The sequence below is a fragment of the Streptomyces sp. NPDC045431 genome, assembly GCF_040646655.1.
Taxonomy (GTDB): domain Bacteria; phylum Actinomycetota; class Actinomycetes; order Streptomycetales; family Streptomycetaceae; genus Streptomyces.
Genome location: NZ_JBEZAQ010000016.1, coordinates 13086 through 33258, shown reverse-complemented (window position 1 = coordinate 33258; position 20173 = coordinate 13086). Strand labels below are relative to the sequence as shown.

Here is a 20173-nt window from a genome sequence, read left to right as displayed (position 1 = left end):
CTTCCGCCGTCCGAGTACAGGATCCCGGGCGATCGCCAACATGCCGGGGCGGTGCCGGGCGCGCACCTGGCGGGTGTGGAAAGTTGGCGCTTTCCAGAGCCCTCACGCGGGTGGTCCCACACGGCGGACGCAGAGGAGAACCATGTACGAATGGCTGCGGGAGACCATGACCGGCACGCTCCACCTGCCGGCCGACCTGATCCGGCCGGACGCCACGGTGGAGGAGGTCGGCCTCGACTCGCTCGCCGTGACGGAGCTGGTGCTCATCGCCCAGGACGAGCTCGGGATCAGCGTCGACGAGAGCCGGCTGCACGGCCTGAGGACGGTCGGGGACATCGCCGACTTCCTGCAGCGCCACGCCCAGCCCGTCGCGGGCTGATGACCGGGCCGGCCGACGGGGTCGCCGCCTACCCGGCGGTGGACGAGGTCATTCGCGCCATGGAGGGCCCCGGCCAGGGGCACTACCTGCACATCGGTGCCGTACTGGAGCTGGACGGTCCCGTGCCGGAGCTCGCCGCCGTACGGGAGCACGTGCGGGGGCGCCTGCCGTTCCTGCCGCTGCTCGCCCTGTCCGTCGCCGGGGACCTCGGGGACGCCGGGGACTTTGGGGACGGGGGGCCGGACCTCGACCGGCACGTACGTGAACTGCGCGTGGAGCGGCGGGAGGCGGCGTACGACGCGCTGCTCAACGCCGCCGCGCCCTGTCCGCGGCGGCCCTGGGGGGTCTGGCTGGTGCACGGGTACGCGGAGAACCGGTTCCTGCTGTGCTACCGCGGCCACCACGGGCTGCACGACGGTGTGAGCCTGGCGTGGGTGATGCAGCGGCTCTTCCGTACGAAGCCGCCCGCCGGAGCCCTGCCCTCGGCGGGCGGTCCGTTCGCGCCGACCCTGCCCGCGCGTGTGGGCGCCCACGCGCGCAACGCGCTGGAGTCCGTACGGCTGTTCCTGCCGGCCCCGCGCCGGCCGCTGCTGGACGGGCCCCGGGAAGGGCGGCGGGTGCTGTCCGCCGTGACCGTGCCGGTGGGCCGGCTGCGGACGGCGGCCGCCGACCTCGGCTGCTCGGTCCTCGACATCCACCTCAGCGCCCTGTCGTACGCGGCACAGCGCGCGGACACCACCGGCTGGACCCGGGAGGGGCCGCGCGCACGCGGTATCGGTCTGCCCATCGCGCTGGGGCCGATGGGGTCCGCGACCACAGCGTGTCCCGCCTATCCGGGCAACCGCTTCTCCGTCGCCGTGGTGGACGTGCCGTGGGACGAGGCGGACCTGCGGCACCGCGCGCGGCTGCTGTCCCGCCGTACCGCCCGCTACAAGGACCCCGCCCTCCGCTGGGCGAAGGGCGACGCGCTCGTACGGCTCGACGCGCGGCGCACGAAGAGCCTGTCGGAACGGGTCTTCGCGCGCTGCGGGGTGCAGACCACGGTGCTCACGCAGACGGCCGACTTCGGGTTCGACGGCTGCCGTGCCCTGAGCGTCACCGGGCTGAACTGCCTGCCCGCCCACTTCCCGTACCAGCCCGTGCTGACCACCTGGCGCTCCCAGGCCACCTGCGCGTTCACCGCCGACGCGGCCGTGCCGGCGGCGAGGGAGCTGGCGGAGTACTGGCGCGAGGCGCTGGACCTGCTGGCTCCGGAGGCGGCCGCCCCGGCGCCTTCGATCGGGAGGTAGTGCCCTGCGCGCCGATCCGCTGGGCGCTCTGGCCCGGCTCGTCCTCCGCTTCCCCGTCCGTACGCTCGTGCTGACCCTGTGCGCCCTGGTGGCGGCCGGGGTGGCCGGAGTGGGCGTGGGAGACCGGCTGTACCACGGCGGTACGACGCCGCCCGGCGCGGAGTCGGCGCGGGCCGAGTACACGCTGTCCACGGCCTTCCGGAGCGGCGTGCCGACGGTCACGCTGGTGGCCACGGCGGCCGGGTCCGTGGACGACCCCGCGGCCCGACGGGCCGGCACGCGGCTCGTGGCGCGGGCGCGCTCGCTGCCGAAGGTCGTGGCGGTGCGTTCGTACTGGACCGAGCGTCCGATCTCGCTGCGGGGCCGCGACGGGCGCTCGGCGCTGGTGCTGCTGCGGATCGCGACCAGCGAGGCCACCGCCCACCGGGACGTCGAGCCGCTGCTGCGCGAGCTCACCGGCCGCCACGGGCCGCTGGAGGTGGCCGCGACGGGGCCGACCCCGGTGGGGCTGGCCATCGAGCGGCAGAGCCGGCTGGACCTCCAGCGCATGGAGCTGCTGGCGGCGCCGCTGACCGCCGCCGTGCTGGTGGTCGTCTTCGGGGGCGTCGTGGCCGCCGGGCTGGCCCTGCTGGTCGGTCTCGCCGCGGTGGTGGGCAGCGCGGCGGTGCTCAGTGGGCTCGCCGGCTTCACCACCGTCTCCGTGATCGCCCTGAACCTGACGACCGCGCTCGGTTTCGCCCTGGCGGTCGACTTCAGCCTCTTCATGCTGGCCCGCTACCGAGAGGAGCGGGAGCGGACGGCGAGCCTCCACGACGCGCTGCTGGAGACCGTGCGCACCACCGGCCGGACGGTGGTGTGCTCGGCCCTGACGGTGGTCGGCAGCATGGCGGCGCTGCTCGTCTTCCCGCTCGACATGCTCCGTTCCATCGCGTACGGAGGGATGGCCGTGGTGGCGCTCAGCGCGCTGCTGGCCCTCACCGCGCTGCCCGCCGCGCTGCTCCTGCTGGGGCCCCGCATCGACCGGCTGTCGCTGCGCCGCCGCGGCCGCGGTGCCGCGCGGGCGGCCGTCGCCGCACCGGAGAAGGGCCGCTGGTACCGGCTGGCCGACGGGGTGATGCGGCGGCCCGTTCCGGTCGTCGTCGTCCTGGGCACCCTGCTGGCGGCGCTGGTACTGCCGTTCGCCGAGGCCCGGTTCGGCACGTTCGACGACCGGGCGCTGCCGCAGGGTTCGCCGACGCGGCAGGCGACGGAGACGCTTCGGCGGGACTTCGACCACTACGCCGTCAACCCCGTACAGGTGGTCCTGCCCGGCCTCGACGCGCACCGCGCGCGGGACGCCGCGGCGCTGGACGCGTACGCCCGCCGCCTGTCGCGGCTGGAGCACGTGAGCCGGGTGGAGACGGTCACCGGCATCTACCACCACGGCCGGCTGCTCGGCCCCACGCACCCTCAGGTCGGGTACGCCTCCCCCGCCGGCTCCTGGGCCGCGGTCGTCACGGACGTCGGCCCGCACGCCGAGGAGGGCGCGGCGGTGGTGCGGGCGGTGCGGGAGACCCCCGCGCCCGGGCCGGTCCTCGTGGGCGGTACGCAGGCGTGGCTCGCCGATCTGCAGGACAGCATCCGGGCGGGCCTGGTCCCGGCGCTGGTGCTGATCACCGTGGTCACCCTGGCGCTGCTGGCCTGGTGCACGCGGAGCGTCGTCCTGCCCCTGAAGGCGTTCCTGCTCAACGTCCTCAGTCTGAGCGCGGCCTTCGGGGTGATGGTGCTCGTCTTCCAGCAGGGTTTCCTGCGCGGCGTGCTGGGCGACTTCGCGGTGACGGGCGTGACCGACACCCTCGTACCGATCCTGGTGCTGTGCGTGGCCTTCGGGCTGTCGATGGACTACGAGGTGCTGCTGCTGTCGCGTGCGGTGGAGGAGCACGCGGCGGGCGCCTCCACGCGGGAGGCCGTCGCGCGGGCCGTGCAGCGCACCGCCGGGCTGTTCACCGCCTCGGCCGTGGTCGTCATCGTCGTCATGGCGGCGCTGGCGGCCTCCGGGCTGCTGCTGCTGAAGGTGGTGGGCGTCAGCCTGGCCGTGGCGGTGTTCGTCGACGCCACCCTCATCCGGCTGCTGCTGGCGCCCGCGCTGATGGCGCTGCTCGGCAGCGCCAACTGGTGGCTGCCGTTCAGAAGGACACCGGCGGACGCGAAGCCGCCCGAGCCTAAGCCGGAGCTTGAGCCGGTGTAGCCGGGGTGAGGGTGGTGGTCAGGTTCCCGCCCGTCCAGGACAGCGCGAGCCAGCCGTCCTCCGGGGAGCCCTCCAGGGCGACCACGCCCGTGTTGGGCAGCTCGTGCGCGGCGGCGAAGGGGACGGACACGTTGTGCGCCCGGGCGGCCGCCCACACGCGGATCGCCGACCCGTGGCCCACCAGCGCGGCGGTGGCGGCGCCCGAGGCGGCGGCCTCGGCTACGACGGCGTCGAAGCGGGCGAGGAACTCGGCTCCGTCCTCCCCGCCCGGCATGCGGGGCTCCGTCCGCCCGGCGGCCCAGGCGACGGCGACCGTGCGGTACCGGGTGATCCCCTCGGCGTCGCGGCAGCCCTCCAGGACGCCGGCCTCGATCTCGCGGATGCCGTCCCGGACGCGCACCTCCAGCCCCCGCGCGGCGGCGAGCGGGGCGGCCGTCTGCCGGGCGCGCGTGAGGGTGGACGCGTACAGGACGTCGATGTCCTCGTCGGCCAGCGCGGCGGGCAGGGCGGCCGCCTGCCGCCGTCCCACCTCGTCCAGGGCGGCGCCCGGTGCCGCGGTGTCGAGGACGTGGGTCCGGTTGGCGTCGGTACGGCCGTGGCGGATCAGGAGCATGCGCATGGGCGGTGCCCTTCGAATCGGATCGTTGCGTCGTGCAGTCGGGTCTTGAAGTCGGCTCTTGGGGCCGGGTCCTGGAGTCAGGTCTTGCTTCCGAGGAAGAGGTAGAAGGGCACGCGCGCCTTGAGGTAAGGGACCCGGCCCAGCCGTTCGTCCAGCCGGACGGTGCCGAACCGCTCCCGGAGGTACGGGAGGTGGTCGGCGGAGAGGAAGACGTTGTTGTGGCTGAACCAGGCGGGCCACAGGTGCCGCCGCCACGCCGCGTGCCGTACGCCGCCGTCGGGCGGGTACTTGCGGGAGACGTAGAAGTCGCAGACCGCGATGGTGCCGCCCGGCCTGAGGAGGGAGCGGGCGTGGTCGACGGCCGCGAACCAGTCGGGCATCATCGTCAGCGCGTACGAGAACACGACGACGTCCACGGGCCCGTCCGGCGGCCGGTAGGCGGTGGCGTTCGCGTGGACGGTCTCCACGTTGTGCCAGCGGTTGCGGCGGATCCGTTCGCGCGCCACCTGCAGCATGGAGGCCGACACGTCCACGATCGTGATGCGCGCGCACCGCTCCCGGCGGTCGGTGTCGAGGTACTCGAGGTTGTTGCCGGTGCCGCCGCCGAGGTCGACCACCCGGCACCCGGGTTCGAGGGGCAGCGTCTCCATCAGGTCGCGGCGGCCGTGCAGCAGCCGGTTCTCGCGGAAGGCGTCGTAGAGGTGGGCGGTCGGCTGGTAGAGGGACTCCATGCGCTCGGCGGGCGTCGCGCCGTCGAGGCGTGGGAAGGCCATGTGGCGGACGATCCGCACATGGGAGCTGAGACGCAAAAAGCGCTCCCTTCGGGCGTCAGGCGTCGGGCTTCACGGCAGGTCGGCGATGTGGAAGCTGCCGTACGTGTGGACGCGGTCCCGTTCGTGCAGCCGGGCGGCGAGTCCGGGGTGGCGGTCGAGCAGGTCGGGAAGGTGGTGCGTACGGCCCTCGTGGCGGACGCGCACCGGGTCCAGGTAGCGCGTGTGCAGGCCGGCGCTGCGGTAGATCACGCGCGCGCCGGGCCGGGCCGCGTCGACGATGGCCTGCCACTCCTCGGCGAGCGCGGCCTGGTCGCGCCAGCCCATCCAGTCCATGTGGTCCAGCAGGACGAACTTCGAGACCCCCGCGGCGGCCCCGGCCGGCGCCATGCCCGTCAGGCACGACGTGACCGTCGCCGTACGCACCTCCAGGCGGGGCAGGAGCTCGCGCAGCCGCCCGTAGTTGTGCGCCCGCAGGTACTCGGGGCAGCACGTGGGCGTGTAGGAACCGGTGATGTAGGCGCGCCAGAAGTAGTTGTCCACGAGGGGCAGCCGTCCGAAGACCGCATCGAAGCCGTCGTGGATGAGCTGGGCGGTGCCGCCGGGGTACTCCTCGATGATCTCGCGGCGCTGCTCCGGTGGTACACCGACGAGGCTCAGCGCGAGCGGCTGCGCGGCCATGCGCGCCACGGTCCACAGCGGGCCCCGCAGCCGTGCTTCGTAGATCTCCCGCTGCTCGTCGACGGTCGGCGCCTCCAGCAGCGCGTCGAAGTACCGCCCCACGCCCCGGAAACGGCGCAGGAAGAGCATGAGGCACTTCGCCAACAGGCCGGAGGTACCGCGGTAGTAGAAGGAGCGGCGCCAGCCGCGGCCGGCGAAGGCGTCGATGTAGCCGTCCCAGAACCGGCGTGAGGGCGGCGACAGTCCGGCGCGCAGGGCGTCGCCGTACATCTCCCGCGCGCGGGGCGAACGGCCGGTGCCGAACAGTTCGAAGAACTCCGCGTGGTCCAGGCTCCGTACGGCGGCCGTCTTCAGCTCCAGCAGCGCGGTCTGGCGCGGGTTGACGTCGACCGCCGTGACCCGGCCGGCTCCGGCGAGCAGGTAGTCCAGGGCGTTGCAGCCGGCGCTGGTGATGACCAGGACGTGGTCGTCGGGCCCGAGGTCCAGTGCCGCGCGGTCGAGCGCCGGGTCCTCCCAGCACGCGTTGTACACGAGGTTGCGGTCGTGCAGCGCGGTGAACATCCGCCCGCTCAGCGCGCCGCCCGCGCCGGGCGCGGTCAGGGGCGGCCGGCGGGTCCCGGCGACGGGCGTCACGACGGCACTGGCAGATGAGTACGAGGCCATGGCACTCACCATGCGGGATGGAGGACGCCCGTCAGCGCAGAGGCACCGGGTTTCCCCCGCATGGCCGACCGCCGACGGTGACTCACTAGGCCGTGCGGGGGGCATGTCCTTCCTTGTCGGGCCGGTGCGTCCGCCGCACCGGCCGTCCTGGTGGACGATCGGGGCCCGCCGCACACGGGACGGGGGGACGGAACGGAGGGACAGGACCGCTATGGGAACGAAACCACGTCCGCGCGTGACACCGGCGGGGATCATGACCACCGCCGTGGCCGCGCTGGTCGTCGCCGGCTTCGTGGCGACGCGCGGCACGGGCGCCCGGAGAAGGCGTCGGCCGCATCCCCTGCTGCTCATTCCGACCGCGTAGGACGGCGTCCATGACAACCACGAACCCCACCCGGTTCTACCGGCGCTCCGTCCTGCCGTACTACAAGCGGCTCGGCTCCCGCTGGGGCTACGCCATGCTCCTGGGGCGCACGCGGCACTTCGGGTGGTACGAGCCCGGCCAGTCGCCCTGGGGTTTCGCCGCCTCCATGCGGCGCATGGAGGCCACCACGGCCCGCAAGCTGGCGCTGCCCGCCGGCTCCCACGTCCTGGACGCGGGGTGCGGGGTCGGCGACGTGGCCCGGACCGTCGCGGCGGAGGGCGGGCTGCGGGTGACGGGCATCGACGGCATCGAGTCCGACGTCGCCCTCGCCCGCCGCCGTACCGCCGCCCGGGCCCCCGGGGAGGCGGCCCGGGCGACGCGGTTCCTGGTGGCCGACTACCACGCGCTGCCGTTCGCGGACGGCGCCTTCGACGGGCTCTACACCATGGAGTCCTTCGTCCACTCCGCCGATCCGCGCCGCGCGCTGGCGGAGTTCTTCCGGGTCGTACGGCCCGGGGGGCGGCTGGTGATGTCCGAGTACTCGCGGACCCCGAGCGCGGAGCTCACACCGCGGGCGGAGCGGGTCCTGACGGACGTCTGCGCGCTCGCGGCGATGCCGGGGATGATGATGCTGCCCCACGGCCGCCTGGAGGAGCTCCTGGGCGAGACGGGCTTCGCGGTCGAGTCCGTCACGGACGCCACCGCCCACGTCCTGCCCATGCTGCGCGCCTTCTCCCTCCTCGGGCGGGTGCCGTACGCGGTGGCGCGCGGCGTGGGGCGCGGCCATGCGCTGGTGAACGCGATGAGCGGGGTCGAGCTGTACCGGCACCAGGAGACGTGGCGGTACCACATCACCACCGCCGTACGGCCCTGAGCGCCCGGTCCCGGCCCGCCCGCGCGGAGGCGCCCTCCGTACGGGCGGGCCTGGCCATGACGGGAGCGGGCTGGCAGGATCGCGGCCATGGTCCAGGCCCTGTCCCGCATCAGCCGCCGCCGCGCCCTCGAAGGCGCGGCCGCGGCCCTCGTGGTGCTGGCGCTGTTCCTGTGGTGGTCCGCGCCGGACGAGGCGGCGGCCCCGCGCGGCGAGGTCACCTTCAGCACCGGCGTACCGAGCGGGGTCTACCAGCGCTACGGCGCGCTGCTGGAGGAGGCTCTCGCCCAGAACGTGCCGGAGGTGCGGATACGTCTGCTGACCAGTGAGGGCTCGCAGCAGAACCTGGTCCGGGTCGCGTCCGGGGAGGCGGACTTCACCATCGCGACGGCCGACGCGGTCGCCACGCACCTCCGCGACGGCCGGCCCGGCTCGAAGGGGCTGCGGGGCTGTGCGCGGCTGTACGACGACTACGTGCAGCTGGTGGTGCCGAAGTCGTCCACGGTGCGCTCGACGCGCGACCTGCGCGGGCTGCGGGTCGGGGTGGGGCAGCAGGGCTCGGGGGTGCGGCTGCTGGCCAACCGGATCCTCAAGGCGGCGGGGCTGGACCCGGAGCGGGACGTCGTGCCGATGTCCGCCGGCATCGACACGATGCCCGGCCTGCTGGAGACCGACCGGCTGGATGCCTTCTTCTGGTCCGGCGGCCTGCCGACCAACGCCGTACAGCGGCTGTCGGAGCGCTTCCCGGTCCGGCTCGTACCGCTGGAGAAGGAGCTGGTGGACCGGATGCACGCGCAGGGCGGCACCAGCCGGTACTACCGCTCCGCCGTGATCCCCGCCGACGCCTACGCCCGGGTGCAGGCGGGCCGCCCGGTGGAGACCGTGGCGGTGGCGAACCTGCTGGTGACCACCGACCGGACGGAGCCGGCGCTGGCGGAGGCGTTCACGCGTACGGTCATCCGCAGCCGGGACCGGATCGGGCGGGAGGTGCACCCGGCGCAGCTGGTGGACCTGCGTACGGCGATCTACACGGACCCGCTGCCGCTGCACGAGGGCGCGCGGCGCTACTACCTCTCCGTCAAGCCCTGACCACGGCCAGGGTCAGTGGGGGGCGCTGCGCGGCACGGTGACCGTGACGCGCAGACCGTGCGGTGCGTGATGGGCGTACGTGATCGAGCCGCCGCCCGCCGCGAGCAGGGCGCGGGAGATGGACAGGCCGAGGCCGGAGCCCTTGACGTTCTGGTGGCGGTTGCTGCGCCAGAAGCGGTCGCCGATACGGGCCAGCTCGTCGTCGGTCAGGCCCGGGCCGCGGTCGGTGACCACGACCGTGGAGCACTCCCCGTCGGCGGCGACGGTGACCGTGACCTCCTCCCCGGCCGGGGTGAACTTAAGCGCGTTGTCGATCACGGCGTCCAGGGCGCTGGACAGCGCGACCGGGTCGGCCCAGGCCGTGACGGCGGGCGTGGCCCCGGTCAGGTGGACGCCCTTCTCGTCGGCGAGCGCGCGCCAGGCGTCGAGCCGCTCGGCCGTCAGCGCACCGATGTCGGTCAGCCGCAGGTCCGCGGAGGCGTGCTCGGCCAGCGCCAGGTCCAGCAGGTCGTCCAGGACCTGGGCCAGGCGCTTGCCCTCCGTCCGTACGGAGGCGATCTCCTCGTTGCCGGGGGGCAGTTCGAGCGCGAGCAGCTCGATGCGCAGCAGCAGGGCGGCGAGCGGGTTGCGCAGCTGGTGCGAGGCGTCGGCGACGAAGGCGCGCTGCTGCTCCAGGACCTCCTCGACGTTGTCGGCCATCTCGTTGAAGGAGCGGGCGAGGCGCCGCAGTTCGGGCGGGCCGCCGGCCGCGGCGACGCGCGAGTTCAGCCGCCCGGTCGCGATGTCGTGGGTGGCCGCGTCCAGGACGCGTACGGGCTTGAGCACCCACCCGGTGAGCCGGAACGCGGCGCCGACCGCCAGCAGCATGGCCGCCGACTCGCCGGCGGCGATCAGCAGCCAGCCGTGCAGGATGCGCGAGCGCAGCGGCCCGGTCGGCGAGTCGGTGACCACGACGGCGACGACGTCCCCGTCCCGTACGACCGGCGAGGCGACCGCGAGGCGGGCGTTCGGCTGCCAGGGCAGGACCTGCGGCGGGTTGTGGCTGCGGCGGCCCAGCAGCGCCTCGCGGAAGGCGCGGCGGGGTTCACCGTCCCCGGGGATGGTCCAGTTGTGGGGGGCGCGGGCCATGGCGGTGCCGTCGCGGTAGAAGACACCGGCATGGATCCCGTACACCTCGTGGTAGCGGGCGAGCTCGCCCTCGAGGGTGGCCTTGCGCTCGTCGATGCCCGGTCCGCTCTCGGTGACGAACTGGGCGAGGGCGGCGAAGCGGGCGGTGTCGTCGATCCGGTCGACGACGACGGTCTGCTGGCGTGCGGCGGCGAGGCTGCCGGCGAGCGGGAAGCCGAGCGCGAGCAGCACGCCCGCCATGAGGACGATGAGGAGCGGAAGGAGGCGGGTGCGCACAGGGCGGGGGGGGTTACGCGGCCGGGGCGACCAGGCGGTAGCCGACGCCGCGCACGGTCTCGATGAGGGCGGGCATCCGCAGCTTGGCGCGCAGGGACGCCACGTGCACCTCCAGGGTGCGTCCGGTCCCCTCCCAGCTGGTGCGCCACACCTCGCTGATGATCTGCTCACGGCGGAAGACGACGCCGGGGCGCTGCGCGAGGAGGGCGAGGAGGTCGAACTCCTTGCGGGTGAGCTGGATCACCGTGCCGTCCACGCTGACCCGGCGGGTGGGCACCTCGATGACGACCGGCCCGAGGTGCAGGGGCGGTGCCTCTCCGGGGACGCGGGCCGTGCCCTGCGGTCCGGGCCCTCCGGCGCCGTTCCCGCCGGCGTCCGTGCCCGCGCCCGCCGTGCCGTTGTCCGTGCCGGCGCCGCCGGTGCCCGTGGTGGCCGTACGGCGGCTGACGGCGTGGATGCGGGCGAGCAACTCGCCCGTGTCGTACGGCTTGACGACGTAGTCGTCGGCGCCGAGGTTCAGGCCGTGGATCCGGGAGCGTACGTCGGCGCGCGCGGTGACCATGATGACCGGGGCGGTGGTGAGCTTCCGGATCTTCCCGCAGACCTGGTAGCCGTCCTGGTCGGGCAGGCCGAGGTCGAGGAGCACGACGTCGAAGGGGCCGCGGGCGGTACCGGCGCCCGCGCTGCCGTTGCCCGGTGCGGCGGCGCCCGTGGCGAAGGCGGCGGCGACGGCGGTGCCCGCCGCGGAGGTGCCGGACGCGGAGGTGCCTGCCGCGGCGGGCAGGACGGCCTGGAGGGCCTCCTCGCCGTTGCGGGCGTGCGTGACGTGGAAGCCGTGCTTCCTGAGGATGGCGGCGAGGGCCGCGGCGACGTGGTCGTCGTCCTCGACAAGCAGCAGTCTCATGGGCCCCCCTCCTGAAGGTGCGTACGCGTGGGTTACCAGGGCATGAACGCCGATGCCGGGCATGCCCGTCAAGAGCCTTCCGGCGGCACCGCGGTTTCCGTTACCCAGCCGTACTCAGGATGCCTGCCCCGCTCACCCTTGGTGTCCGGTCGCAGCCGGATCGTTATGCTCAATTTCAGCTCAGATGTAATGACGCTGGTCGCACCGCGTGCTTAATGTCCTCTCCAACCGAGGAGGACGGAGCAAGAAGCCGATGAGCGGAGTGTCAGTGACCAAGGGCGCGGAGGATGCCGCACCGACGGCGAGCGACCTGGTCGTGCTGAGCAACGTCAACAAGCACTTCGGCGCGCTGCATGTGCTCCAGGACATCGACCTGACCATCGCCCGTGGCGAGGTCGTGGTCGTCATCGGACCGTCCGGGTCCGGGAAGTCCACGCTGTGCCGCACCATCAACCGGCTGGAGACGATCGACTCCGGCACGATCACCATCGACGGCAAGCCGCTGCCCCAGGAGGGCAAGGAGCTGGCCCGGCTGCGCGCCGACGTCGGCATGGTCTTCCAGTCGTTCAACCTCTTCGCGCACAAGACCGTGCTGGAGAACGTCATGCTGGGCCAGGTCAAGGTCCGCAGGGCGGACAAGAGCCTGGCGGAGCGGAAGGCCCGGACCCTGCTCGACCGCGTGGGCGTCGGCTCGCAGGCCGACAAGTACCCCGCCCAGCTCTCCGGCGGACAGCAGCAACGCGTGGCGATCGCCCGGGCGTTGGCCATGGACCCGAAGGTCATGCTCTTCGACGAGCCGACCTCGGCGCTCGACCCCGAGATGATCAACGAAGTCCTCGAGGTGATGCAGCAGCTGGCGCGCGACGGGATGACGATGGTGGTCGTCACCCACGAGATGGGGTTCGCTCGCTCGGCCGCCAACCGCGTCGTCTTCATGGCGGACGGCCGGATCGTCGAGGAGGCGTCGCCGGAGCAGTTCTTCAGCAGTCCGCGCAGCGACCGGGCCAAGGACTTCCTGTCGAAGATCCTCCACCACTGAGGGCCAGGGCCACCGACGGCCGGGATCACCGACGGCCGGATTCACCGACGGCCGGGATCACTGATGGCCGGGATCACTGATGGCCAGGATCTGCGTACGACACCTGGCGACCAACGAACCACGACTCAAGGGATGTTCACCATGAAGCTCCGCAAGACGGCGGCCGTGGCCGTCGCTGTGCTCGCGCTGACCGCGACCGCCTGCGGCGGCAAGGAGGGCTCCGCCGGCGACAAGCCGAGCGGTGTGCAGCCGGGCGCGTCGAACGCGCCGGCCCTGCCGAAGTACATCGTCGCCACGGACGTGAACCTCGACTCGCCGACCTTCAAGGCGGCCAAGGAGCGCGGCAAGCTGATCATCGGCTCCAAGGCCGACCAGCCGTACCTCGGCTTCGAGGACCAGGCGACCAAGCAGCGCTCCGGCTTCGACATCGAGATCGCCAAGATGATCGCCGCCGACCTGGGCTTCACCGAGAACCAGATCGAGTGGAAGACCGTCGACTCCAGCACCCGCGAGACGGCCATCTCCAAGGGCCAGGTCGACTACTACGTCGGTACGTACACGATCAACGACAAGCGCAAGGCCCTGGTCGGCTTCGCGGGCCCGTACTACAAGGCCGGCGCCGACCTCCTCGTGCGCAAGGACGAGACCTCGATCACCGGCCCGGAAACCGTCAAGGGCAAGAAGGTCTGCTCCATCAAGGGTTCCACCCCGCTGCAGGAGATCAAGAAGCCGCAGTACGGCGCCCAGGCCACCGAGCTCGCCAAGTACTCGGACTGCGTCCAGCAGCTGCTCACCAAGCAGGTCGACGCCCTCACGACGGACGACGCGATCCTCAAGGGCTACGCCGCGCAGAACCCGGCCAAGCTGAAGGTCATCGGCAAGCCGTTCACCCAGGAGCCGTACGGCGTGGGTCTCAACAAGGACGACAAGGTCCTGCGCGAGGCGATCAACAAGTCGCTGGAGAACCGCGTCAAGGACGGCACGTACAAGAAGATCTACGAGGCGACCCTGGGCCTGTCCGGCTCCGCCTACACCGAGCCGCCGGCGATCGTCCGCTACTGAGCCGCTGATCGCCACAGCTCCGGCTGTGCCTGCTGTAGCGCCCCGTACGCGAGCGTGCCGGGCGCTACAGCCCTTGCTCACCCCCAGAGCTCACCCCCAGAGCCGCAAAGACCGTTGACCGTAAGCCGCTGACCGCCGACGCGGAGACCTCATGAACGTACTGCTGGACTATTTCTCGGATTTCCGTGACGGCTTCATAGGAACCGTGTCGATCACCCTCGTCAGCTCGGTCATCGCGCTGGTGCTCGGCATCGTCATCGCCGGTTTCCGGGTCTCGCCCGTCCCGCCACTGCGCTTGTTCGGCACCCTCTGGGTCACCCTGCTGCGGAACACGCCGCTGACGCTGCTGTTCCTGGTGACGACGTTCGTGGTGCCGGAGATCCTCTTCCCGGGTATGAGCCCCTTCGTCCTCGGCTCGATCGCCCTCGGCTTCTACACCTCCTCCTTCATCTGCGAGGCGGTCCGCTCCGGCATCAACACGGTGCCGCTGGGCCAGGCCGAGGCGGCCCGCTCCCTGGGCATGTCGTTCTCGCAGACGCTGCGGCTGATCGTGCTGCCGCAGGCCACCCGGACCGTGCTGCCGCCGCTGAGCTCCATCTTCATCGCGCTCACCAAGAACTCGGCCATCGCGGGCGCCTTCAGCGTCACCGAGCTCTTCGGCTGGCAGAAGCTGGTGAGCGAAGAGGGCTACGACATCATCCCCATCTTCATCTGGGTCTCCCTCGCCTACCTGGTGGTCACGTTCTCCATCAGTGGGGTCTTCCGAGTCCTCGAGCGCCGCCTGGAGGTCGCCCGATGAGCGCCAGCGTTCTCTTCGACGCACCCGGCCCGAAGGCCGTCATCCGCAACCGCGTCTACGCCGTCATCGGCACCCTCGCCGTCGTGGGGCTGCTCGCCGTCACGATCGTGCGGCTGAGCGACAAGGGGCACCTCGCCCCCGAGATGTGGGACATCTTCAACTACGCGGGCATCCGGCAGAACATCGCCGACGCCATCCTCGCCACCCTCAAGGCGTTCGGCATCGCCGCCGTCGGCTCGCTGGTGCTCGGCGTGCTGCTGGCCGTCGCCCGGCTCTCCGACCACAAGCCGGTCCGGTGGCTGGCGACCGGCTTCATCGAGCTGTTCCGCTCCATCCCGCTGCTGATCACCATCTACGCCGTGTGGGTCGGTTTCCTGACCGACTACTCGATGTGGGCGCTGGCGGTCGGCCTGTCGATCTACAACGGCTGCGTCCAGGCCGAGGTGCTGCGCGCCGGCGTCAACGCCGTGCCGAAGGGCCAGCGGGAGGCCGCGTACGCGCTCGGCATGAACAAGACGCAGGTCATGACGACCGTGCTGCTGCCGCAGGCCGTCCGGGCGATGCTGCCGACGATCATCAGCCAGCTCGTGGTGACGCTGAAGGACACCTCGCTCGGATTCATCATCCTGTACCCCGAGCTGCTCCAGACGGCCCGACTGATCGCCTCCAACACGCAGGTCAACGGCATGTACCCGTACGTGTCGACGATCGTGGTCGTCGGCGCGATCTACGTGGCGATGTGCCTGGCGCTGTCGGCGCTGGCCACCTGGATCGAGAAGCGCGGGCGCCGCGCCAAGACCGGCATCGGGGTGGCGTCGGCGGCCGAGCCCGCCTCCGCCGCGGCCACGACGGTACTGAGCCAGGACGCCGGGCAGGCGTTCGGTAACACGGGCATCACAAAGCTGCCTCCGGGCGGGGGCGACGGTGCCGGCGGCACCGGCTCCTCGTAGGGCTGGACCGTATGGCTGGTGAGGGCAGTGGCGTCCGCGTCGCTGCCCTCGTCGCTTGACGCAAGCACCGGCAGTGGGTTGCATACGTAGTGTGATCACCTCGCGCCCGGCTCCGGCCGCCTGTCCCGCCCTTTTCGATGTGTGTGCTGTTCTCGGTGCTCGTGGGGTCGCTGGTCCTGGAGTCACGCCGTGGACCCGGTGATCGTGGTCGGCGCGGGCCCGGTCGGGCTCGCGCTGTCCCTCGCGCTGGCCGCGCAGGGCGTCCCCTCCGTCGTCCTGGACGAGGGCCCCGGCGACGACGAACCCCGCGCGGCCCGAACCGCCGTGCTGCGTCCGGACACGGCGGCGTTCGTGGAACGCCTCGGGTGCACGGCCGTACGGGCCGAGGGGACCCGCTGGAGCGGGTGGCGGTCGATGCGGCGCAAGCAGGAGACACGGCACGTGCTCTTCGCGGAAGGCGCGGAACCGTTCCCCCCGGAGGAGGACGGTGACCCGGTCCCGCCGCTGCATTTGGCGCAGCACGCCCTCACGCGCGGGCTGCGGGCGGCCATCGCCGCGCTGCCCCGGCGGGGGCTGGTGCGGGTGGTCACGCACAGCCGTGTGGACGCGGTCGAGCAGGACGCCGACGGCGTCACCGTGCACACGCGCGGGCCCGAGTCGACCTGGTGGCGCGGCGGTTACCTGGTCGGCTGCGACGGAGCCCGCTCCACCGTGCGCAAGCTGCTGGGGGTGCGCTTCCCCGGGCGTACGGCGGTCGAACGGCACGCCGTCGCCACCCTGCGCGCCGAACTCCCCTGGGAGGGCGAGGGGCTGCTGCACCGTCAGCCGCCGTGGCGGGGCGCGGGCGAGGAGGTGACGGCGCGGCCGCTGCCCGGCGGCGCCTGGCGGCTGGACTGGTTGCTGCCGCCGCGCGGCGACCTGGTGACGCCCGACGCGCTGCTCGCGCGGATCCGCGAGACGCTGGACGGCTGGTGCGGCCAGGCCCCGCCGTACGACCTGATCGACACGGGCGTCTACACGTTGCACCACCGGCTCGCCAAGCGGTGGCGCGTGGAGCGGGCCTTCCTCGCCGGGGACGCGGCCCATCTGCTGGGCGCGCTCGGTACGCAGGCGCTGGACGAGGGGCTGCGGGACGCCGACAACCTGGCCTGGAAGCTGGCGATGGCCTGGCACCACGGCGCCTCGGAGGCGCTGCTCGACAGCTACCAGGCCGAGCGGCGCACGGCCGTCGCGGCGCGGCTGCGGGCCGCCGACCAGTCGCTGCCGGTGCTCCGGGGTGCCGGCGGGCTCCGGACGTACCTGCGGGGCGGCGGGCACGACGCGCTGCTGACGGACGGCCACGTGGGGCGCGGGCCGCTCGGTGCGCCCCCCGCGTACCCGCACTCCCCCCTCGCACCTCCGTACGCCGAGGGGCACACGGCCGTGGGTACACCGCTGGGCGCGCCGGTCGCCGATGTGCGGGTGACGGCGCCGGAGGACGGCACGACCGGGCGGCTGCGCGACCGGCTGGGGCGCGGGCGTCTGCTGGTGGTGCTGGTCGCGCCCGGAACGGGCGTGTGGGACCGGCGGCACTGGATGACCGCGGGGGTGATGCCCCGGCTCGCGGCGGCGGTGGAGGCGCTGCCGGTCGCCGGTGAGCTGCTGGTCACGGAGGCGTATCCGGGTGCCGCCGCGCACACCGTGCTGCTGGTGCGGCCCGATGGGCACCTGGCGGCGGCGTTCGCCGGGGTGCGGCCGGAGGAGCTGCGTGCGGCGGCCGACGCGCTGCGGGGCGGGGCGCCGGAGGCGGCACGGCGCGACCGGACGACCGCGGACGCCGACGCCGACGCCGACGCCGACGCCGACGCGGCGTTCAGCCGCGGTTGACGGTCGATTGACCGTCACGGGTGTCCATGGTGTACTCCGGATCATGAACGGCACCGTGGTACGCCTGTGGCGGAGGGTCCATATGGACCTGCTCCGCTACGCGGGCTGCGTGTGTCGTCCGTCCTGCTGAACTCGCCTCCCTTCCCTGCGTACGCGCGGTGGGTCCATCCCGCGCGTACGCGCCTTCGCGACTTCCAGGACGGTTTCCCGTGCCCCAGCATGTCTCCTCCCCGCATGTCTCGTCCCCGCACATCTCCTCCCCGCATGTCTCGTCCCCGCATGTCTCGTCCCCGCACGTCTCCTCCCCGAACGTCGCCGCGCGCTTGGCCGGCCGTGCCGCCGATCCCGCGGCGCCGAACGCCGCCGAGTTGCTCGACTTCGCCCGCCGTACCGCCGCCGACACCGAGTTGATCGCTTCCCTGCCGCTCGATCCGGAGGGCCGCACCTGGGTGCGGCTGGACGGGCCGGGAGGCAGCGAGGCGTGGCTCATCGGGTGGCCGCCGGGCTCCGGCACGGGGTGGCACGACCATGCCGAGTCGATCGGCGCGTTCGCCACCGCACGCGGCGAACTCCGGGAGCAGTCGCTCTCCGTACGGCTGCCCGCGGGCGGCTGGCGGTCGCTGGAGCTGACGGAGGACGTCGACCGCCGACGGGTACTGCCGGCGGGACGCGGGCGCGCCTTCGGGCGGCACCATGTGCACGAGGTGCTGAACGAGTCGGCGACCGAACACGCCATCTCGGTGCACGCGTACTATCCGCCGCTGCCGCTGATCCGCCGGTTCAGCCGGACCGGCGCGGTGCTGCGGCTGGAGCAGGTCGAGCGTCCGGAGGACTGGCAGTGAGTACGGGTACGGGCACGGGCACGGGTACGGGTACGGGTGCGGCTTCGGTGCGGGTGGGCGTCGACGAGCTGCTGGAACGGGTCCGGGCGCACCTGGCCCGCGTGGCGCCGCGGGTGACGCCGCGCGAGGCGTGGGCGGCGGCCGCGGCGGGTGACGCGCTGCTGGTGGACATCCGGTACGCGGCGCTGCGCGAACGCGACGGGCTTATCCCCGGGGCGCTGGTCGTGGAGCGCAACGAACTGGAGTGGCGCCTGGACCCGCGGGGCAGTCATCGCGTGCCGCAGGCGGTGAGCCACGACCTGCGGATCGTCGTCGTGTGCAACGAGGGCTACGCCTCCTCGCTGGCGGCCGCGTCCCTGCACCAGCTGGGCCTCCACCGCGCGACGGACCTGATCGGCGGCTTCCAAGCGTGGCGGGCGGAGAGCCTGCCGGTCGAGTCGGTCACGGCGAACGGGCCGTGACCGCCCGGAAGCGGGCCCGCCGGGAAGGACCCGGTCACGAAGAGACCGGCCGGGGATGGACCGACCGGGGAGGGACCGGCCGGGCGTGGCCCGATCAGGCAGGGACCGGTCGGGCAGGGCTCCGTCAGGAGGGGTCGAACGGCAGGTCGTCCGTGTCCTCGCCCTCCTCCTCCAGGGCCTGGCGCACCACGCGCAGGGCCATGCCCTCGGAGTAGCCCTTGCGGGCGAGCATGCCCGCGAGGCGGCGCAGGCGGCGGTCGCGGTCGAGGCCGCGGGTGGCGCGGAGCTTGCGCGCCACGAGCTCGCGGGCCGTGGCCTCCTCCTGCTCGGGGTCGAGCTGCCCGACCGCCTCGTCGATCAGCTCGGCGTCCACGCCCTTGGTGCGCAGCTCCCGGGCGAGGGCGCGGCGGGCCAGGCCCCGGCCGTGGTGCCGGGACTCCACCCACGCGCCCGCGAAGGCCGCGTCGTCGATGAGGCCGACGTCCTCGAAACGGGAGAGGACCTCGTCGGCGACCTCGTCCGGGATCTCGCGTTTGCGCAGCGCGTCCGCGAGCTGCTTGCGGGTGCGCGGGGTCCCGGTGAGCAGGCGCAGGCAGATCGCCCGCGCCCGCTCAGCCGGATCCTGGGGCGACAGCTCCTGCTCGGCCCTCGACGAGTCGGCGCTGTCGCCCGGCCATTCGGTACGGCGGGCCATGGGCTAGGCCTTGGCCGCCGTGGCCTTGGTCGCCTTGGTGGCCTTCGCCGCCGGAGCGGGCACCGACTTCGCGGCGTCGTCCGGGGTGGCCGCGCCCGCCGCGCCCGCCGCGCCCGCCGCGTCCGCGCCCGGCTCGGTCGCCGGGGTCTCCGGGCGGACGCCGACGCCCAGCTTCTCCTTGATCTTCCGCTCGATCTCGTTGGCGAGGTCGGGGTTGTCCTTCAGGAAGTTCCGGGCGTTCTCCTTGCCCTGGCCGAGCTGGTCGCCCTCGTACGTGTACCAGGCGCCCGCCTTGCGGACGAAGCCGTGCTCCACGCCCATGTCGATCAGGCCGCCCTCGCGGCTGATGCCCTGGCCGTAGAGGATGTCGAACTCGGCCTGCTTGAAGGGCGGCGCGACCTTGTTCTTCACGACCTTGCAGCGGGTGCGGTTGCCGACCGCCTCCGTGCCGTCCTTGAGGGTCTCGATGCGGCGGATGTCGATGCGCACGGAGGCGTAGAACTTCAGCGCGCGACCACCGGTCGTGGTCTCCGGCGAGCCGAACATCACACCGATCTTCTCGCGGAGCTGGTTGATGAAGATCGCCGTGGTCTTGGACTGGTTGAGGGCGCTGGTGATCTTCCGGAGCGCCTGGCTCATCAGACGGGCCTGGAGACCGACGTGCGAGTCGCCCATCTCGCCCTCGATCTCGGCACGCGGGACGAGCGCCGCCACCGAGTCGATGACGATCAGGTCGAGCGCGCCGGAGCGGACGAGCATGTCCACGATCTCCAGGGCCTGCTCGCCGTTGTCGGGCTGGGACAGGATCAGGTTGTCGATGTCGACGCCGAGCTTCCTGGCGTACTCGGGGTCGAGGGCGTGCTCCGCGTCGACGAACGCGACCTGGCCGCCGGCCTTCTGCGCGTTGGCCACGGCGTGCAGGGTCAGGGTCGTCTTACCGGAGGACTCGGGGCCGTAGATCTCCACCACACGGCCGCGCGGCAGGCCGCCGACGCCGAGCGCGACGTCGAGCGCGGTCGAGCCGGTCGGGATGACCTCGATGGGCTCCCTCGACCGCTCGCCCATGCGCATGACTGCGCCCTTGCCGAATTGCCGTTCAATCTGTGCGAGCGCGGCGTCGAGCGCCTTCTCGCGGTCGGTACCTGCCATGGGTTCCACCCGGTTTGCTTGTGTCGATCGCTTCACGTCAAAGACGCTAAC

General features: G+C 72.9%; 20 protein-coding genes. 13 read left to right on the top strand and 7 right to left on the bottom strand.

The window, feature by feature from the left end:
* Nucleotides 1-142 precede the first annotated feature (142 nt).
* From AB0A69_RS26460 to AB0A69_RS26450, 3 genes are all read left to right on the top strand, one after another.
* On the top strand, nt 143-379 hold the full coding sequence (locus AB0A69_RS26460) for an acyl carrier protein (protein WP_361426934.1): 237 nt from the start codon (nt 143-145) through the stop codon (nt 377-379).
* Nucleotides 379-1668, top strand: a complete 1290-nt coding sequence (locus AB0A69_RS26455; RefSeq protein ID WP_361426931.1) for a wax ester/triacylglycerol synthase domain-containing protein — start codon at nt 379-381, stop codon at nt 1666-1668. The genes AB0A69_RS26460 and AB0A69_RS26455 overlap by 1 nt, the downstream gene beginning before the upstream one ends.
* 67 nt (nt 1669-1735) lie before the next feature.
* The gene (locus tag AB0A69_RS26450; RefSeq protein WP_361426928.1) at nt 1736-3895 is read left to right on the top strand and encodes an MMPL family transporter; all 2160 of its coding nucleotides are present in this window, start codon (nt 1736-1738) and stop codon (nt 3893-3895) included.
* Here AB0A69_RS26450 and AB0A69_RS26445 read toward each other — a convergent pair.
* The 3 genes from AB0A69_RS26445 to AB0A69_RS26435 all read right to left on the bottom strand — a co-directional run bounded on the left by AB0A69_RS26445 (nt 3870) and on the right by AB0A69_RS26435 (nt 6628).
* Nucleotides 3870-4514, bottom strand: a complete 645-nt coding sequence (locus tag AB0A69_RS26445) for a histidine phosphatase family protein (RefSeq protein WP_361426925.1) — start codon at nt 4512-4514, stop codon at nt 3870-3872. The genes AB0A69_RS26450 and AB0A69_RS26445 overlap by 26 nt on opposite strands.
* Before the next feature lie 77 nt (nt 4515-4591).
* Nucleotides 4592-5287 (bottom strand): class I SAM-dependent methyltransferase, encoded by a 696-nt coding sequence (locus AB0A69_RS26440; protein ID WP_361426922.1) that lies wholly within the window; start codon nt 5285-5287, stop codon nt 4592-4594.
* Nucleotides 5288-5356: 69 nt separating this feature from the next.
* The gene (locus AB0A69_RS26435; protein ID WP_361426919.1) at nt 5357-6628 is read right to left on the bottom strand and encodes a BtaA family protein; all 1272 of its coding nucleotides are present in this window, start codon (nt 6626-6628) and stop codon (nt 5357-5359) included.
* A 374-nt stretch (nt 6629-7002) separates the two neighbouring features.
* Here AB0A69_RS26435 and AB0A69_RS26430 point away from each other — a divergent pair, with 374 nt between their 5' ends.
* On the top strand, nt 7003-7866 hold the full coding sequence (locus AB0A69_RS26430; protein ID WP_361426916.1) for a methyltransferase domain-containing protein: 864 nt from the start codon (nt 7003-7005) through the stop codon (nt 7864-7866).
* Nucleotides 7867-7953: 87 nt separating this feature from the next.
* Nucleotides 7954-8952, top strand: coding sequence for a TAXI family TRAP transporter solute-binding subunit (locus AB0A69_RS26425; RefSeq protein ID WP_361426913.1), 999 nt, complete (start codon nt 7954-7956; stop codon nt 8950-8952).
* Between the two features lie 12 nt (nt 8953-8964).
* Here AB0A69_RS26425 and AB0A69_RS26420 read toward each other — a convergent pair whose 3' ends face one another.
* The gene (locus tag AB0A69_RS26420) at nt 8965-10356 is read right to left on the bottom strand and encodes a HAMP domain-containing sensor histidine kinase (protein WP_361426910.1); all 1392 of its coding nucleotides are present in this window, start codon (nt 10354-10356) and stop codon (nt 8965-8967) included.
* A gap of 13 nt (nt 10357-10369) precedes the next feature.
* The gene (locus tag AB0A69_RS26415) at nt 10370-11260 is read right to left on the bottom strand and encodes a response regulator transcription factor (protein WP_361426907.1); all 891 of its coding nucleotides are present in this window, start codon (nt 11258-11260) and stop codon (nt 10370-10372) included.
* Nucleotides 11261-11513: 253 nt separating this feature from the next.
* Here AB0A69_RS26415 and AB0A69_RS26410 point away from each other — a divergent pair, with 253 nt between their 5' ends.
* From AB0A69_RS26410 to AB0A69_RS26375, 8 genes are all read left to right on the top strand, one after another.
* A complete protein-coding gene (locus tag AB0A69_RS26410) occupies nt 11514-12299 on the top strand; it encodes an amino acid ABC transporter ATP-binding protein (protein WP_361426904.1) in 786 nt (261 codons plus the stop codon).
* A 141-nt stretch (nt 12300-12440) separates the two neighbouring features.
* Nucleotides 12441-13361, top strand: coding sequence for a glutamate ABC transporter substrate-binding protein (locus tag AB0A69_RS26405; RefSeq protein WP_361426901.1), 921 nt, complete (start codon nt 12441-12443; stop codon nt 13359-13361).
* 151 nt (nt 13362-13512) lie between these two features.
* Nucleotides 13513-14160, top strand: a complete 648-nt coding sequence (locus tag AB0A69_RS26400) for an amino acid ABC transporter permease (protein ID WP_361426898.1) — start codon at nt 13513-13515, stop codon at nt 14158-14160.
* Complete coding sequence (locus tag AB0A69_RS26395) at nt 14157-15110, top strand: amino acid ABC transporter permease (RefSeq protein WP_361426895.1); 954 nt, start codon at nt 14157-14159, stop codon at nt 15108-15110. The genes AB0A69_RS26400 and AB0A69_RS26395 overlap by 4 nt, the downstream gene beginning before the upstream one ends.
* Nucleotides 15111-15299: 189 nt before the next feature.
* Nucleotides 15300-16976, top strand: a complete 1677-nt coding sequence (locus tag AB0A69_RS26390) for an FAD-dependent monooxygenase (RefSeq protein WP_361426892.1) — start codon at nt 15300-15302, stop codon at nt 16974-16976.
* Between the two features lie 43 nt (nt 16977-17019).
* Nucleotides 17020-17106: a putative leader peptide gene (locus tag AB0A69_RS26385; RefSeq protein ID WP_355356953.1), complete on the top strand. Its 87-nt coding sequence runs from the start codon at nt 17020-17022 to the stop codon at nt 17104-17106.
* Between the two features lie 193 nt (nt 17107-17299).
* The gene (locus AB0A69_RS26380; RefSeq protein ID WP_361427223.1) at nt 17300-17818 is read left to right on the top strand and encodes a cysteine dioxygenase; all 519 of its coding nucleotides are present in this window, start codon (nt 17300-17302) and stop codon (nt 17816-17818) included.
* Entirely contained in the window at nt 17815-18279 is a 465-nt protein-coding gene (locus tag AB0A69_RS26375) for a rhodanese-like domain-containing protein (protein WP_361426889.1), read from the top strand. The genes AB0A69_RS26380 and AB0A69_RS26375 overlap by 4 nt, the downstream gene beginning before the upstream one ends.
* Before the next feature lie 124 nt (nt 18280-18403).
* Here the strand turns inward: AB0A69_RS26375 and recX are convergent, their stop codons facing one another.
* The gene (gene recX, locus AB0A69_RS26370; protein WP_361426886.1) at nt 18404-18973 is read right to left on the bottom strand and encodes a recombination regulator RecX; all 570 of its coding nucleotides are present in this window, start codon (nt 18971-18973) and stop codon (nt 18404-18406) included.
* A 3-nt stretch (nt 18974-18976) separates the two neighbouring features.
* The gene (gene recA / locus AB0A69_RS26365) at nt 18977-20122 is read right to left on the bottom strand and encodes a recombinase RecA (protein ID WP_361426883.1); all 1146 of its coding nucleotides are present in this window, start codon (nt 20120-20122) and stop codon (nt 18977-18979) included.
* Between the last annotated feature and the right edge of the window lie 51 nt (nt 20123-20173).